Raw genomic sequence first — 14,246 nt, 5'->3', positions numbered from 1 at the left:
CAGTAGGACAGGCTACGGGACCCGACCCGTCTCGTGGGCGGGAAGCGCCCGACGATTCGCAGCCGTCATGCAGCCCTCACGCAGCGGTCACGCAGGCCCGCGCACGGCGCCCCGCGAGCGCGCCCGTTGCGCCGCCATCTGCTCGTCGAACTCGGCGCGCCAGGTGTCGCTCACGACGATCCCCTCCGCGTCCGCCACCTCGGTCGACAGCTCGACGGGGAAGCCGTAGGTGTCGTGGAGCACGAAGAGGTCGGCGCCGGTCACCACCGACCCCCGGTGGCTCTCGAGGCGGTCGAGGCCGCGCCGCAGGTTGCGACGGAACGCGTGCTCCTCGCGCGCGAGGACGTCCGCCACGACGTCCGCCGCAGCCGCCACCTCTGGGTAGGCGGACGCGTAGACGGCCGCGACGGTCGGGACGACGTGGGGGAAGAAGTTGTCCTCGATCCCGAGGTCCAAGGCGAAGCGCACCGCTCGGCGCACGAGCCGGCGCAGGACGTAGCCCTGCGCCTTGTTGCTCGGTCGCACGCCGTCGACGGCGAGGAACGTCGCGCCCCTCAGGTGGTCGGCGATGACGCGCATGGCGAGCGTCTCGTCCTCGTACGCGCGCCCCGACAGCTCCTGTAGCCGCTCGACGATCGGCCACAACAGGCTGATCCGGAAGACGTCGGAGCTGTCGAGGGCGGCCGCCGCGATGCGCTCCAGGCCACCGCCGTAGTCGACGTTGCGCCGAGGCAGCGGCTCGAAGCCGCCCTCGACGCGGCGGTACTCCATGAAGACGGAGTTGCCGAGCTCGATGAACCGCCCGCAGTCGCAGTTCGGGTGGCAGTGCTCCCCGTAGGCGCGGTCGTGCTCGACGTGCGGGAAGAGGTAGAAGACCTCCGTGTCAGGGCCGCCCGGCTCACCGACCGGCATACGCTCGGCCGCGCCCTCGCGGCACCACCAGTTCTTGGCGCCGTAGAAGACGATCCGCGCGCCACCCGTCCCGACCTGCGCCGCGTGCTCCTCGGAGCCGACGTCCACCTGCCCGGCGTCCAGTCCGGCCGCCGTGAACAGCTCGGTCCACAGGGCGGCCGACTCCTCGTCCTTGGGTATGCCGTGTGCCTCGTCCCCGATGAAGCACGAGACATGCAGCCGGGCGGGGTCCAGCCCGACCGTGTCGGTGAGGAAGGCCCAGAACTGCCGCAGCTGCTCGTCCTTGAAGTAGTCGCCGAGGCTCCAGCTGCCGAGCATCTCGAAGAAGGTCGTGTGCCGGTTGTCGCCGACCTCCTCGATGTCCTGCGCGCGCAGGCAGGTCTGGCTGTCGACGAGGCGCGGGCCGGCGGGGTGGTCCGCGCCGAGCAGGTAGGGCACGAGCGGCTGCATGCCGCTGCCGGTGAAGAGCGTCGTCGGGTCGTCGTGCGGGACGAGGGACGCGCGCGGGATGACCACGTGGCCGCGACCGGCCAGGTGGTCGAGGAACGCGCTGCGGATCTCGTCTGCGTCCATGCCTCGATTCGACACCCCGGACCGCCTCACCCACCAGCCGGTTTCGTGACGAAGGGTCCGGGAGGGCATGCTCGTCGCATGCCTCCGCTCGTCGACCTCGTCCTCGCGGCGGCGCTCCTCGTCCTCTTCGCGCTCACGGCGCGCGCCGAGCCGCGGCGGTGGGTGACCGGAGTCCTCCTCGCTGGGGCGCTGTGGGCGGCCACGAGCGGGGCGGCCGCCGCGGTGGCGCCGTCCGCCGGAGCCCTCGCGTGGCTCGTGCTGCCGGGGGTCGGCGCGGTCGTGCTCGGTCTGCTCTTCGTCGGCAACGGGCTGCGGATGCTCACGCCCGCCGGTCGCAGCCGCACGAACGCCGTCGCCCTCGTGCTGGGGCTCGCCGTCCTCGCAGCGGCCGCCGTCGCGGTCGGCGTGCTCCCGGCGGGCACGAGCCGTCTCGCGGTGGCGGCTGTCGTCGTGCTCCTGCTCCCCGGCTACCCGGGCCTCGTGCTCGTCTCGTACGCCCTCTACTGCCTCGCCTACCTGCGGCGTCGGCCCCGGCCGGCGCCGACGGCGATCGTCGTGCTGGGCTCCGGACTCGTCAACGGCACTGTGCCGACCCTGCTGGCCAACCGTCTCGACGCGGCCGCCGATGCGTGGCGCGACGAGCAGGCCCGGGGGCACGACCCGCTCGTCGTCCCGAGCGGCGGCCAGGGAGACGACGAGCCGATGGCCGAGGGAGTGGCCATGACGGCATACCTCGTCGCCCACGGCATGCCAACGGAAACCGTTGCGACAGAGGACCGCTCGACGACCACCGAGGAGAACCTCCTGCTCTCCCGCGAGATCCTCCGCGCCCGCGGGCTCGACGACTCCGGTCACCTCCGCGTGGTGACGAGCGGCTACCACGTCGGCCGGGCCGCGCTGCTCACGCGGCGCCTGGGGCTCGACGCCGACGTGACGGGCGCGCCGACGGCCTGGCACTTCCTGCCGAGCGCCTTCTTGCGCGAGCTCCTCGCCGCGCTGACGCTCCACCCGCGGATCAACCTCGCCGGGCTCGGCGTGTGGGTGGGCGGCAGCGCCTTCCTCGCGTATGCCGTGTCGCCGCGCTGACCGGCGTCCCCTCGGTCAGGACGTGGCCGGCCGCTCCGCGAGGTCGTCGCGCAGCACGCGCTTGAGCAGCTTGCCGCTCTGGTTGCGGGGCAGCTCGTCGACGAAGTGGATCGCCTTGGGCAGCTTGAAAGGCGCGAGCGTCGCACGGGCGTGGTCGACGAGCTCGGTCTCGGTGACGCTCTGCCCCGCGCGGAGCACGACGACGGCGGTGACGGCCTCGACCCACCGCTCGTGCGGGGTCGCGATGACGGCGACCTCGGCGACGGCGGGGTGGGTGTAGAGCGCGTCCTCGACCTCGCGGGAGGCCACCATGACGCCACCGGTGTTGATGACGTCCTTGATGCGGTCGACGACGGTGAGGTAGCCGGCGTCGTCGCGCGTCACGAGGTCGCCCGAGTGGAACCACCCGTCGCGGAAGGCCTCGGTCGTCGCGTCGGGCTTGTTCCAGTAGCCGGCGCACAGCTGGGGCGAGCGGTAGAGCAGCTCGCCCGGCTCCCCGGCCGCGACGTCGACGCCCTCGGGGTCGACGACCCGCGCCTCGACGAAGAGCACCGTCCGGCCGCACGCCTCGGGCCGCTCGACGTGCTCCTCGGGCCGCAGCACCGTCGCGAGCGGGCCGATCTCGGACTGGCCGAAGCAGTTCCAGAACTCGAGCCCCGGCAGCCGCTGCTGCAGGCGGTCGCGCACCGGCACCGGCATGATCGAGGCGCCGTAGTAGGCCTTGCGCAGCGAGCCCAGGTCGGCCGAGTCGAGGGCCGGGTGGTTCGACAGCGGCACCCACACGGTGGGCGCGAGGAAGAGCGAGCCGATGCCGTGGGCCTGCACCCGCTCGAGGATCGAGGCGACGTCGGGCCGGGTCAGCAGGTGGTTCGTCGCACCGACCGCGAGGTAGGGCAGCAGGAAGACGTGCATCTGGGCCGAGTGGTAGAGCGGCATCGAGTGCAGCGGCGCGTCGTCCTCGCGCAGGTCGAGCCCGACGATGCACGAGACGTACTCGTGCACGAGTGCCCGGTGCGTCATCATCGCGCCCTTCGGCTGCGAGGTCGTGCCGGACGTGTAGAGCAGCTGCACGAGGTCGGTGTCGGCGACCTCGACGTCGAGCGCGGGCACCTCGCCGTCGCTCCACCCCGGCAGCACGGCGTCGTCGCCGCCGTGGAGCAGCAGCACCTGCTCGAGGGCTGTGGCGTCGCGGACCGCCTCGACACCGTCGCGCAGGGCCATGTCGACGAGAGCCACCCGGGCTCCGGAGTCGCGCAGCAGGTAGGTCAGCTCGGGCCCGGTCAGGGCGTAGTTGACCGGCACGTGCACGAGCCCGGCGCGGGCGCAGCCGAGGAAGGCGAGCAGGTAGGCGTCGGAGTTGACCCCGACCGTCGCGACCCGGTCGCCGGCGGACAGCCCGAGACCCAGCAGGTGCGCAGCTGCGCGGGACACGGCGGCGTCGAGGGCGGCATACGTCCACGAGCGGTCCTCGAAGACGAGGGCCACGCGGTCGGGGTGCCGCGTCGCGCTGCGGCGGAGGATGTCGTCGACCCTGCTCGACGTGATGCTGGGGCTGACGCTCGGGCTGGTGTCGCTCATGGGGTGTCTCCGTCGGTCGGGGGCGTCGGGGTCGTCGGGTGCGGACGGGCGAAGGCCTCGAGGAGGTCGCCGGCCTCGGTGGTGGCGGCGAGGCGCGCGATGGTGGCGGCCTCGTCGGCGAGCGACGCGGCATACGACCGCTCGCCGGACCGGCGCACGAGCCGGGCCGCCTCGCCCACCGCCTGGCGCGGCAGGGCGGCGATCGCGGCGACCACCTCCCCGGCGCGGGCGTCGAGCGTCTCGGCCGGGCAGACCTCGGAGACGAGCCCCCAGTCGAGGGCTGTCGCCGCATCGACCGGCGTGCCCGTGAGGAGGAAGAGGGCGGCCCGGCGGGCGCCGACGACGGCCGGCAGGAGCGCGCTGACCCCGCAGTCGGGCGAGAGGCCGACCGAGGGGTATGCCGCCACGAACGTCGTGTGGTCGGCGGCCAGCACGACGTCGGCCGCGAGCACGAGGCCGACCCCGGCGCCGGCGGCCGCGCCCTGGACGACGGCCACGACGGGGACCGGGAGGGCGCGCAGCGCCTCGAGCGACGCGTGGAGCACGCCGGCGAGCTCGGCGACGAACGCCGGACGGTCGGCAGCGGCGGCCATGGCCCGCACGTCGCCGCCCGCGCAGAAGAGCCGGCCGTCCGACCGCAGCACGACGACGCGCACCCGGTCGACGGCGCTCGCGACCTCGGCGACCGCGTCGCGGAACGCCACGGCGCCGGGCAGGTCGAGGGCGTTGCCGGCATCGGGGCGGGTGAGCCGGATCGTGGCCACACCGTCCGACGCCGACAGCGACACGGGCGGCAACGTCGTCGTCACGGGCTCATCCTGCCCCGCGGTCGCCCCGATCGGGAGGTCCGTGCCCGGAACGCTCACGTCGTGGACGGTTCCGCCCCGGCGCGCCGGCCCCTACAGTCAGTGGGCATGGACTTCGTGACGCGAGGTTTCCAGGGCCGACCGCGCGGCCGAGACGACCGGCTGCCACCGGGCCAGTACCTCACGGGTGACTTCCCGGTGCTGTCGGCGGGCCCGACCCCGGGCGTCGACCACGACGACTGGGAGCTGTGGGTCGCGACCGAGGACGGCACGCGGCACACGTGGTCGTGGGCGGAGCTCATGGCACTGCAGGCCGAGACGGTGACCGTCGACATCCACTGCGTCACGAGCTGGTCCAAGCTCGACACCGAGTGGCGCGGCGTCTCGCTCGACACGCTGCTCGCCGACGTCGAGACCTCCGCCGACTTCGCGATGGTGCACAGCTACGGCGGCTACACGACGAACCTGCCGCTCGAGGACCTCCTCGACGGGCAGGCATGGGTCGCGTTCGAGTTCGACGGCGACGACCTGCGGGCCGAGCACGGCGGTCCCGCAAGGCTGCTCGTGCCCCACCTCTACTTCTGGAAGTCCGCCAAGTGGGTGCGGGGCATCGAGCTCGTGCTCGAGGACTCGCCCGGCTTCTGGGAGGCGCTCGGCTACCACGACTACGGCGACCCATGGCGCGAGCAGCGGTACCAGGGGGACTGACCGCCCGGCGCGCGTGGCGTGAGGCCACGCTCGTCGAGCGGCGTCCCGAGACCGACAGCGCGGTGACGCTCGTCCTCGACGTCGACGGGTGGCCCGGCCACCTGCCGGGCCAGCACGTCGACGTGCGGCTCACGGCCCCCGACGGCTACACGGCCACCCGGAGCTACTCCGTCTCGGCTCCGGAACGGGGCGACCGCGTCGAGCTGACGGTCCAGCGCGTTCCCGACGGCGAGGTCTCGGGCTTCCTCGCCGACGGGCTCGAGGTCGGCGACACGGTTCGGCTGCGCGGGCCCGTCGGTGGCTGGTTCGTCTGGCGTGCAAGCCAACCCGGGCCGGTGCTCCTCGTCGCCGGCGGGTCCGGCGTCGTGCCGCTCATGGCGATGCTCCGGGCGCGCGAGCCGGGCTCGCCATGCTTCCGGCTCGTCTACTCGGTGCGCGAGCCCGACGACGTCATCTACGGCGACGAGCTCGCGACCCTGGCTGCCTCGGACGGTGTCGAGGTGCTGCTCGTCCACACGCGCCGTGCCCCCGACGGTGACGACCGACCGGTCGGACGGCTGCGGGAGTCGGACCTCGTGGCGTCCGGCTGGACGGCGCAGGACGCCCCAACGTGCTACGTGTGCGGGCCGACCGGCTTCGTCGAGGCCGCTGCCGGCCTGCTCGTCGGCCTCGGCCACGCTGCCGACCGCATCAGGACAGAGCGATTCGGGCCGAGCGGCCCGTGAAGGAGGACCCCTCATGACGATCCCCGGTGGCCCCGGGTCGGTGGCGGCCTACGACGGCAACCTCCTGGCCGGCCCGCTCTCGGAGCTCTTCGCGCTCGACGTCACCGTGGCCGTCGTCCGCTGCCGCGGCTGTGGCGCCGAGGCAGAGGTCGCGACCCTGCGCGTCTACGGTCCCGACCCCGGGCTGGTCGGCCGCTGCGCAGGGTGCGACGACGTGCTGCTCCGCGTCGTGCGCACCCCCGACGCCGTGTGGCTCGACCTCGGTGGGGTCACGTCGCTGCGGGTGCCCGCCCCGAGGCGCTGAGCCGGATCAGCCGAGCAGGGCGTTGATGCCGATGGCGGCGAAGACGCCGACGGTGAGCACGATCGCGCGGCGATGCCGACGATGAGACCGCCCTTCTGCTCGGCGTTCATCCCCTCCTTCCAGCCCAGCTCGTCGGCGACCCGGCGGATGAGCTGCCTGCCCTCGCCGGCCCGGAACGTGTGGTCGACGACCTTGCCGACCTTCCCCGTGCGTGCGTCGACACCGAGCTCGACCCGGCGCTGGTAGCCGTAGACGCGGCCGCGCTTGACCGAGCGGGCGGCCGTCAGGGACGCGCCACCCGCGCCGTAGCTCACGGTGTGGTGTGTCGGTGCCGGTCTCGTGGTCGCTCGTGGTCGGGCTCGGCCCGCGCCGGGTTCGGACCGCGGTCCGGCGACTGTAACCGGGACGCCCGGCGCCCTCGGGGTCGCGCGACCGGCCCTGAGGGTCCACACTGACCCGGTGATCGGCGCGGAGTTCGAGACCGTCCTCGCCGGCGCACAGAGAGGGGACGAGGCCGCGTTCGCCCGGTTGTGGCGAGACCTCAACCCACCTCTGCTGCGCTACCTGAGTCTCGGGGGAGACGCCGCTGACGAGGTTGCTGCGGAGACGTGGCTCACCGTCGTCAGGGGACTGACCACCTTCCAGGGTGACGAGATGGCTTGGCGTGCCTGGGTCTTCACCACGGCGCGCCGTCGCGCTGTGGACGCCGGCCGACGGCGCACCCGCAGCTCCAGGCTGTCCTGGCGGTCGTCGTGGGTCGAGCCCGTGGCTGCCGACTGCGCCGACGAGGTGGTGGACGCCCTCTCGACCGAGGCGGCGATCGCCCTCGTGCGCCGGCTCCCCCCGCTCCAGGCCGAGGTGGTGCTGCTGAGGGTCGTCGCAGGGCTGTCGGTGCCCGAGGTCGCCGAGCTCGTCGGCCGCAGTCCGGGGGCGGTCCGGGTGGCCGCCCACCGGGGTCTGCAGGCGCTCCGGAAGATGGTGGACCCCGCAGGTGTAACGCCAGGGGGCCTCGAGACGCTTCGGGGGGTGACATGACCGATCCACGGCCCGACGCCTCCTCCTCCGTCGACGACCCCGCCCTCGCTCCGGTGCTGGCGGCGCTGACCGCGCCCCCGTCGCCCCACGAGCTGGACGGCCTCGCGTCGACGCTGTCGGCCCTGCGCGCGGCTCAGGTCACCCCTGTCACATCCCCATCACGACGGAGACCATCCATGCTCGCAACCCTCGCCGGCGCCAAGCTCGGCGCCACGATTGCCGGGATCGCAGTCGGACTCGGTGGCGCCGCCACCGTCGTCTACGTGTCCGCGAACGTCGCGCACACCCCGGACTCGCACGCCAGCGCCTCCGCGACGCCCCTGGTCGACGCGACCGCCACGTCGGCCGCGTCCAGCGGGTCGACCGGAGACGCCGCCGCGACAGGCACCCCCACTCCACAGGGCACCCCCGTCGGTCCGGACGCCACCGGGGCGGCGGCCCACGGGCTGTGCACCGCGTGGAAGGCCGTCGCCGCCAACGCGCGCGGCAAGGCGATGGACTCCGTGGCGTTCAGCAACCTCGCCAAGGCAGCCGGTGGCGCCGACAAGGTCGCGGCCTGGTGCGCCACCGTCACGGCTCCCGGGTCGTCCGGGGAGCACGCGACCGGCAAGCCGTCCACTGCGGGCCGGCCCACCACGGTGCCCGGCAAGCCGACGACGGTCCCGACGGGCCGCCCGACCACCGCGCCGACCGGCAGGCCGACGACGGTGCCGACGGGCAAGCCGACCACCCTGCCTCCGGGCCAGCCCACCATGGTGCCCACGCCGACGACGCACCCCGCCGGTCGCGGCTGAGCGGTCACTGCTGAGCGCCCACCTCGGGCGCCCGGTCCGCGCGGACGCAGCCCCACGAGAGAGGGCGTATGCCGTGAGCCCCGCTCACGGCATACGCCCTCTTCGTCGTCGGTGCCTCAGCCCTGCAGGCCGGCCTCGATCGCGGCGATGATGCGCGGGCGCATGTCGTGCGCCTCGATGACGGCGTCGACCGAGCCGACCGAGACGGCCCGGTGGATGCTGTGCACCGTGTCGAACTCCGAGGCGACCTGGCCGAGCTTCTCCGCGCGCACGGACGTGCGCAGCTCGGCGAGCTCCGTTGCGAGGCGGGCCCGCTCGACCCCGGAGGCCCCGGCGAGGCGGCCTTCGAGCTCGGCCACGCGGGGGTCGGACGCCGTGCGGGCGTCGACGTCGCGGGAGAAGACGACCGCCGCGGCGGGAGCGCCACCGAGCACCGAGGCGAAGGAGCCCTCGACCGCGAGGACCGTCATGCGCGGGTTGAGCGTCTTGGAGAAGACGACGAAGGCGCCGCCGTGGTAGCGGGAGACGACGGTGAAGACGATCGGACCGTCGAAGTTGACGACGGCCCGGCCGATCTCCGCGCCGTACTCGAGCTGGAGGCTGCGCATCGACTCCGGTGAGCCGTCGAAGCCCGACAGGTTGGCGAGGACGACGACGGGTCGGTTGCCGCTGGCCGCGTTGATCGCGCGCGCCACCTTCTTGCTCGACCGCGGGAACAGCGTGCCGGCCGTGTAGGTGTCGGGGCCGTCGGTGGGCGGGAAGCCCCGCCGCGCCACGGACTTGGACTCGATGCCGACGAGGGTGACCGGGATCCCGCCGAGGTGCGCGTCCTGCACCACCGCCGTCTCGGCGTCGGCCATGCCGGCCCAGCGCTCGAGCGGCTCGTGGTCCTGGTCGCTGACGGCCCGCATCAGGGTGCGGATGTCGAACGGCTTCTTGCGGTCCGGGTTGGTCAGCGAGCTGAAGATCTCGCCGACGGTCTTGAAGTCCGACCCGGGCGCGTCGTGCGGGAAGAGCGTCACGTCGCGGTGCGACGGGTCGCTCGTCGTGACCCGCCGCGGCCCGGACTCGCCGGGGCTGACGTAGGCGTGGTCGTAGTGCGCCATGAGGATGGCCCGGGCGCCGGCGAGGTCCTTGGCCCAGTACTGCGCCTGGCCGTTGGGGCCCATGACGCGGTCGTAGCCGCCGATGCCGAAGTTGTCCTCGGCGGACACGCCACCGGAGAAGTCGAGCGACTGCTTGCCCGTCAGGACCATGGCGCTGTCCGGCGTCATGACGAGGATGCCCTTGGTGTGCATGAGCATCGTCGCCTCGGCGTTCCAGTAGGGCTGGGCGCCGACGTTGATGCCGGCGACGACGATGTTGATCTCGCCGCCCGCCTGGGTGAACTCGATGATGCGCTTGAGGGCGCGCGCCACCCAGTCCATGTTCTCGGTGCCGGAGTCCATCGAGATGCGGGCGCCGGCAGACAGGGAGTACCACTCGAGCGGCACCCGCATCTGCTCGGCGAGGTCGATGGCCGCGATGACGCGGGCGCACTCGGCCTCGGCGACCGACCCGAGCGAGCGCAGCGGGTCGCCCGACAGGACCACGCGCGTGACGCCCTCCGGGTGGCGCACCGTCGGGGAGCTGACGACGGCGACGATGATCCCGGCCTTGTTGAGGCCCTGCGGCCGGTCGACGGGCACGAGCGTGCCGGTGTCGTCGAGGTCGTGCTCGACGACGGTGCCGCCCTCTCCCGCGATCATCGACTGCAGCTCGTAGGGGTAGACGAGCCCGCGGCGCCGCGCGCGGACGACCTTGGAGGCGTAGTCGTCGAGCGGCTTGAGCGGCTCGGTTGGGGGCGCCCCGAGGGAGGCCGTGACACCGGAGCCGGGCTGGTAGAAGAAGCGGCCTGCGATCGGCAGCGGCGCGTCGCCGGGGGCTCCGGCGACGTTGGCCTGCACGAGGACCTCCTCGATGCCTGCGCCGGCGGTGACGGGGGCGATCTTGCTCTGGAGCGCCGTCAGCTGGCTGAGGTCGGCCTCGATGGTCGGCCAGATCTGCACCCACACGTGGTTCATGTCGAGCTTGGAGGCCTTGGCCCCGCGGCTCGCCCGGGTGCGGCGGATCGCCTCGAGGCAGTTGGCGATGGCGCGCTCGACGTGCGGCAGGCCCGACACCTGGCCGGACTCGTCGCGCACGACGACGACCTGGCGCACCTGCGCCAGGGCGACGAGGCGCCGGTCCTCGGGGTTGTCCTTGGCGACGCACTCGTAGAGCAGGACGTCCTCGGGTGCCGCGAGCCTCGTGACGTCGAAGGAGGTCAGGCGCCACAGGTTGAGCCGGCGCCCGACCATGGGGTGCACGCCCCGGACGAGGCGGTCCTCGACGAGCGTGCCGTCCACCGGGCGGAAGGTGAAGTAGTCGACCGGTCGGCCCTGTCCGGCGCTGACGGCCACGGCGACGCGGCGGACGTCCTGCGCGAAGGGCAGCTCCTGCAGCAGGGCGGCGAGCTGCTCGCTCGCGGCATCGGGGGAGTCGGGCTCCTGCGGCCAGCGCAGGTAGAGGTCGACGACGGAGTGCAGGCCGGTCGCGCGCGACCACACGTCGTTGGACACGGCCGCGTCGAGGCGGCTACCCGGGACGAGCTCGTCGACGCCGCCGATCGTCGACGTCAGGTGCGTCGGACGGTCGTCGAGCGTGTAGTCGGCGACGGCGAAGGGCCGTCCGCCCTCGGAGAAGGTGCGCAGGCCGTGCAGCTCGTGCTCGCGGTAGTGCCGCTTGATGAGCACCTCGAGCATCGGCTCGTGCTCGGGCAGCCGCTCCGGGGCCTCCTCGTGGAGGCGCTCGGTGAGGAAGCGGACGATCTGCTCGGGGATGGCGGCCAGCTCGTCGATGCGCGCCGTGTGGTCGGGGGCGTCGGGCTCGGAGGCCAGGGAGGCGAGCTTGTCGCGGACGCCGGCGAGCACGCTCTCGCGCTCCTGGTCGACGAGCGGCTGGTCGAACCAGCGGAACCGGACGCTGCGGGCGAGGTCGCCGATGACGGGGAAGCGCAGCTGCGTCGCGACGACGAGGCGGTCGAGCGCCTCACGGGCCGCGGCGTCGAGCGGCGGCTGCGGGATCGGCTCGGCGAGCCAGCGCTGCAGGATCGAGGTCGCCAGCTGCACCTCGGGGGCCGATCGCTGCTGGGCGAGGAAGATGCGGAAGACCGCCTCCTCCAGGTCGGGCGAGCGCTCGAAGTCGGTGACGCCGTAGTGGCGCAGCACGCGGGCGAGCTTGTCGCGGAAGTCCGCCGACAGGCCGGCGCGGTCGACGTCGAGGCTCTGCAGGTAGGAGTGGAAGTGCTCGCGCGGGCTGTGCACGAGCAGCTCGGTGTGCCGCTCCTCGGCGGCCGGGCGGTTGCGGCTCAGCTCGGCGAAGTCGGTGAGCAGCTCGAGGACGGCGATCTCCTCGGCGAGCGGGATCGTGCCGTCGGCGGCGAGCTCGTCGCGGGCCGAGAGGTAGCCCTCGAGCATCCGGCGGTCGCCGCTCGGGTCGCCGTCGAAGCCGAGGACGCTCGCCGAGAGGTCCTCGATGCCGCGGTCGACGCGCTCGCGCACCGTCGCCCGGCCGGCGCTCGAGTCAGGCAGGTCGAGGTCGACGCCCTCGGTGGCGGCCGCCTCGGCGACCTCCTCCTCGTCGCCCGTCGGCTCGAGCCGCACGAGCGGTGCGCCGGTCTCGACCTGGCTGCCGACGCTGACGAGCAGCTCACGCACGCGGGCCGCGAAGGGGGCCGGGAGCACCGTCTCCATCTTCATCGACTCGAGCACGAGCACCGGAGCGCCGGCCGCGACCTCGTCGCCCACGGCGGCGGGGGTCGCGACGACGAGCGCGGGCGCGGGGGATCGCACGACGCCGCCCTCGTCACGGGACACGCGGTGGGTGACGCCGTCGACCTCGACGAGGTGCACGGGCCCGTGGGTGGCGGTGACGAGGCGGTGCGCGCGTCCCTCGACGACGATGCGGCCGGCATACTCGTCGATGCGGTCGAGCGTGGCGTCGACGACGTGCTCGTCGCCCCCGTTGGTGATACTGACGCGGTAGCGGTGCGACGCGGTGCGCAGCACCATGACCTTGTATGCCGTGCCGCGCAGCTTGAGGTCGATCGCGCGGCCGACGGTGTGCTGGACCTGGGGACGGCCGCCGCGTGCGGACTCGAGCAGGCGGGCGCGCTCGATGGCCTCGGCGTCCTCGTAGGCCTCGATGCCGGCGGCGACGAGCGCGACCCCGGAGTGGCGGTGCGAGACGAGGCGGCCCTCGGCGCGGACGCGGTCGATCCAGCCGGTGTCGGCCGAGCCGTCGATGATCTCGGGCTGGTCGAGCAGGTCGAGGATGAAGCTCTTGTTGGTCGAGCCGCCGTCGATGACGACGGTGGTCTCGGCCATGGCGCGGCGCAGGCGGGCGAGGGCCTCGTCGCGGTCGTGGCCGTAAGCGATGATCTTGGCGATCATCGAGTCGAAGTCGGCGGGGATCGAGTCGCCTTCTCCCACACCGGTGTCGACGCGGATACCGGGACCGGCAGGGAACTGGAGCAGGCTGATGCGCCCCGGGCTCGGGGCGAAGTCGCGGTCGGGGTCCTCGGCGTTGAGCCGGGCCTCGACGGCGTGGCCGCGCTGGGTGGGCCGGCCGTCGGGAAGGTCGTCGAGGCGCCTGCCGTTCGCGACGTGGATCTGGAGCTTGACGAGGTCGGTGTCGGTGACGACCTCGGTGATGGGGTGCTCGACCTGAAGGCGGGTGTTGACCTCGAGGAAGGCGAAGAACCGCTCGCCCGGGTGGTAGAGGAACTCGACGGTGCCCGCACCGGCGTAGCCGACGGCGATGGCGAGCCGCTCCGCGCTCGTGCGGACCTCGTCCTCCTGCTCGGGGGAGAGGACGGGTGAGGCGGACTCCTCGATGACCTTCTGGTTGCGGCGCTGCACGGAGCAGTCGCGCACGCCGACCGCCCAGGCCGAGCCCTGTCCGTCGGCGATGACCTGGACCTCGATGTGGCGGGCGCCGGTCACGAGCTTCTCGAGGAAGACGACGCCGGAGCCGAACGCGCGCTCGGCCTCGTCGCGGGTGCGCTCGTAGGCGTCGGTGAGGTCGGCGTCGGAGTCGACGCGGCGGATGCCGCGGCCGCCGCCACCGGCGGTCGCCTTGAGCATGAGCGGGTAGCCGATGCGCGCGGCCGCGGCCTTGGCGTCCTCGAGGGTGTCGACACCGCCGCGGCTCCACGGCGCGACGGGGACCCCGACCTCCTCGGCGATGAGCTTGCTGCCGATCTTGTCGCCCAGCTTGACCATGGCGTCGGCGCTCGGGCCGATGAAGGTGACGCCGATGCGGTCGCACAGCTCGGCGAACGCGGGGTGCTCGGCGACGAAGCCCCAGCCGACCCAGGCGGCGTCGGCGCGGGTCTCGCGCAGCGCGCGCTCGAGGACCGCGTAGTCGAGGTAGGGGCGGGCGGACGCCGGGCCGAGGTCGTACGCCTCGTCGGCCTCGCGCACGAACATCGCCCGCTTCTCGCCCTCGGTGTGCAGGGCGATCGTCTCGATGCGGTGCCCGTCGCGGCCCGCCGCCGCGTTGAGGTCCCGCACCGCGTGGATGAGCCGCATGGCGGCCTCGCCGCGGTTCACGATGGCGATGCGCGAGATCATGCGTGCTCCTTTGGGACGGGGGTGGTGTCGCACCCTGCAGCCTTCCACGCCATCGCGGTGACCGGCGAGTA

The 14,246-nt window shown here is 73.4% G+C and carries 10 protein-coding genes; 6 read left to right on the top strand and 4 right to left on the bottom strand.

Translation table 11 applies throughout. The features are described 5' to 3' along the window. Nucleotides 1–87: 87 nt before the first annotated feature. Nucleotides 88–1,485: an alanine--tRNA ligase-related protein gene (locus ABD297_RS17650; RefSeq protein WP_344256374.1), complete on the bottom strand. Its 1,398-nt coding sequence runs from the start codon at nucleotides 1,483–1,485 to the stop codon at nucleotides 88–90. A 78-nt stretch (nucleotides 1,486–1,563) separates the two neighbouring features. Here ABD297_RS17650 and ABD297_RS17645 point away from each other — a divergent pair, with 78 nt between their 5' ends. After that, on the top strand, nucleotides 1,564–2,571 hold the full coding sequence (locus tag ABD297_RS17645; protein ID WP_344256373.1) for a YdcF family protein: 1,008 nt from the start codon (nucleotides 1,564–1,566) through the stop codon (nucleotides 2,569–2,571). Between the two features lie 15 nt (nucleotides 2,572–2,586). Here the strand turns inward: ABD297_RS17645 and ABD297_RS17640 are convergent, their stop codons facing one another. Next, entirely contained in the window at nucleotides 2,587–4,149 is a 1,563-nt protein-coding gene (locus ABD297_RS17640; protein ID WP_344256372.1) for an acyl-CoA synthetase, read from the bottom strand. Then, nucleotides 4,146–4,958 carry an enoyl-CoA hydratase/isomerase family protein gene (locus tag ABD297_RS17635; RefSeq protein WP_344256371.1) on the bottom strand — a complete coding sequence of 271 codons (813 nt, stop codon included), beginning with the start codon at nucleotides 4,956–4,958 and terminating at the stop codon, nucleotides 4,146–4,148. Before ABD297_RS17635 ends, ABD297_RS17640 begins: the two co-directional genes overlap by 4 nt. Before the next feature lie 105 nt (nucleotides 4,959–5,063). On the opposite strand from ABD297_RS17635, the gene ABD297_RS17630 reads away from it, so the two are divergent. From ABD297_RS17630 to ABD297_RS17610, 5 genes are all read left to right on the top strand, one after another. Beyond that, a complete protein-coding gene (locus ABD297_RS17630) occupies nucleotides 5,064–5,663 on the top strand; it encodes a sulfite oxidase-like oxidoreductase (RefSeq protein ID WP_344256370.1) in 600 nt (199 codons plus the stop codon). Next, complete coding sequence (locus ABD297_RS17625) at nucleotides 5,633–6,388, top strand: ferredoxin reductase (protein ID WP_344256369.1); 756 nt, start codon at nucleotides 5,633–5,635, stop codon at nucleotides 6,386–6,388. Before ABD297_RS17630 ends, ABD297_RS17625 begins: the two co-directional genes overlap by 31 nt. Before the next feature lie 13 nt (nucleotides 6,389–6,401). Next, a complete protein-coding gene (locus ABD297_RS17620; protein ID WP_344256368.1) occupies nucleotides 6,402–6,692 on the top strand; it encodes a DUF6510 family protein in 291 nt (96 codons plus the stop codon). 459 nt (nucleotides 6,693–7,151) lie between these two features. Further along, on the top strand, nucleotides 7,152–7,727 hold the full coding sequence (locus ABD297_RS17615) for an RNA polymerase sigma factor (RefSeq protein ID WP_344256367.1): 576 nt from the start codon (nucleotides 7,152–7,154) through the stop codon (nucleotides 7,725–7,727). After that, complete coding sequence (locus tag ABD297_RS17610; protein WP_344256366.1) at nucleotides 7,724–8,521, top strand: hypothetical protein; 798 nt, start codon at nucleotides 7,724–7,726, stop codon at nucleotides 8,519–8,521. Before ABD297_RS17615 ends, ABD297_RS17610 begins: the two co-directional genes overlap by 4 nt. Nucleotides 8,522–8,637: 116 nt before the next feature. On the opposite strand, the gene ABD297_RS17605 is transcribed toward ABD297_RS17610, so the two are convergent. Further along, entirely contained in the window at nucleotides 8,638–14,175 is a 5,538-nt protein-coding gene (locus ABD297_RS17605; RefSeq protein WP_344256365.1) for an ATP-binding protein, read from the bottom strand. Nucleotides 14,176–14,246: the final 71 nt, after the last annotated feature.

It is taken from the genome of Terrabacter carboxydivorans (assembly GCF_039532035.1).
In the GTDB taxonomy this organism is placed as follows: domain Bacteria; phylum Actinomycetota; class Actinomycetes; order Actinomycetales; family Dermatophilaceae; genus Terrabacter; species Terrabacter carboxydivorans.
This window is presented reverse-complemented; position numbering and strand designations above follow the sequence as displayed.

What these genes read in the sequence shown, in the direction of transcription:
- ABD297_RS17650 (WP_344256374.1), bottom strand. Translation starts at nt 1,485, where the DNA reads ATGGACGCAGACGAGATCCGCAGCGCGTTCCTCGACCACCTGGCCGGT.
- ABD297_RS17645 (WP_344256373.1), top strand. Translation starts at nt 1,564, where the DNA reads ATGCCTCCGCTCGTCGACCTCGTCCTCGCGGCGGCGCTCCTCGTCCTC.
- ABD297_RS17640 (WP_344256372.1), bottom strand. Translation starts at nt 4,149, where the DNA reads ATGAGCGACACCAGCCCGAGCGTCAGCCCCAGCATCACGTCGAGCAGG.
- ABD297_RS17630 (WP_344256370.1), top strand. Translation starts at nt 5,064, where the DNA reads ATGGACTTCGTGACGCGAGGTTTCCAGGGCCGACCGCGCGGCCGAGAC.
- ABD297_RS17625 (WP_344256369.1), top strand. Translation starts at nt 5,633, where the DNA reads ATGGCGCGAGCAGCGGTACCAGGGGGACTGACCGCCCGGCGCGCGTGG.
- ABD297_RS17620 (WP_344256368.1), top strand. Translation starts at nt 6,402, where the DNA reads ATGACGATCCCCGGTGGCCCCGGGTCGGTGGCGGCCTACGACGGCAAC.
- ABD297_RS17610 (WP_344256366.1), top strand. Translation starts at nt 7,724, where the DNA reads ATGACCGATCCACGGCCCGACGCCTCCTCCTCCGTCGACGACCCCGCC.
- ABD297_RS17605 (WP_344256365.1), bottom strand. Translation starts at nt 14,175, where the DNA reads ATGATCTCGCGCATCGCCATCGTGAACCGCGGCGAGGCCGCCATGCGG.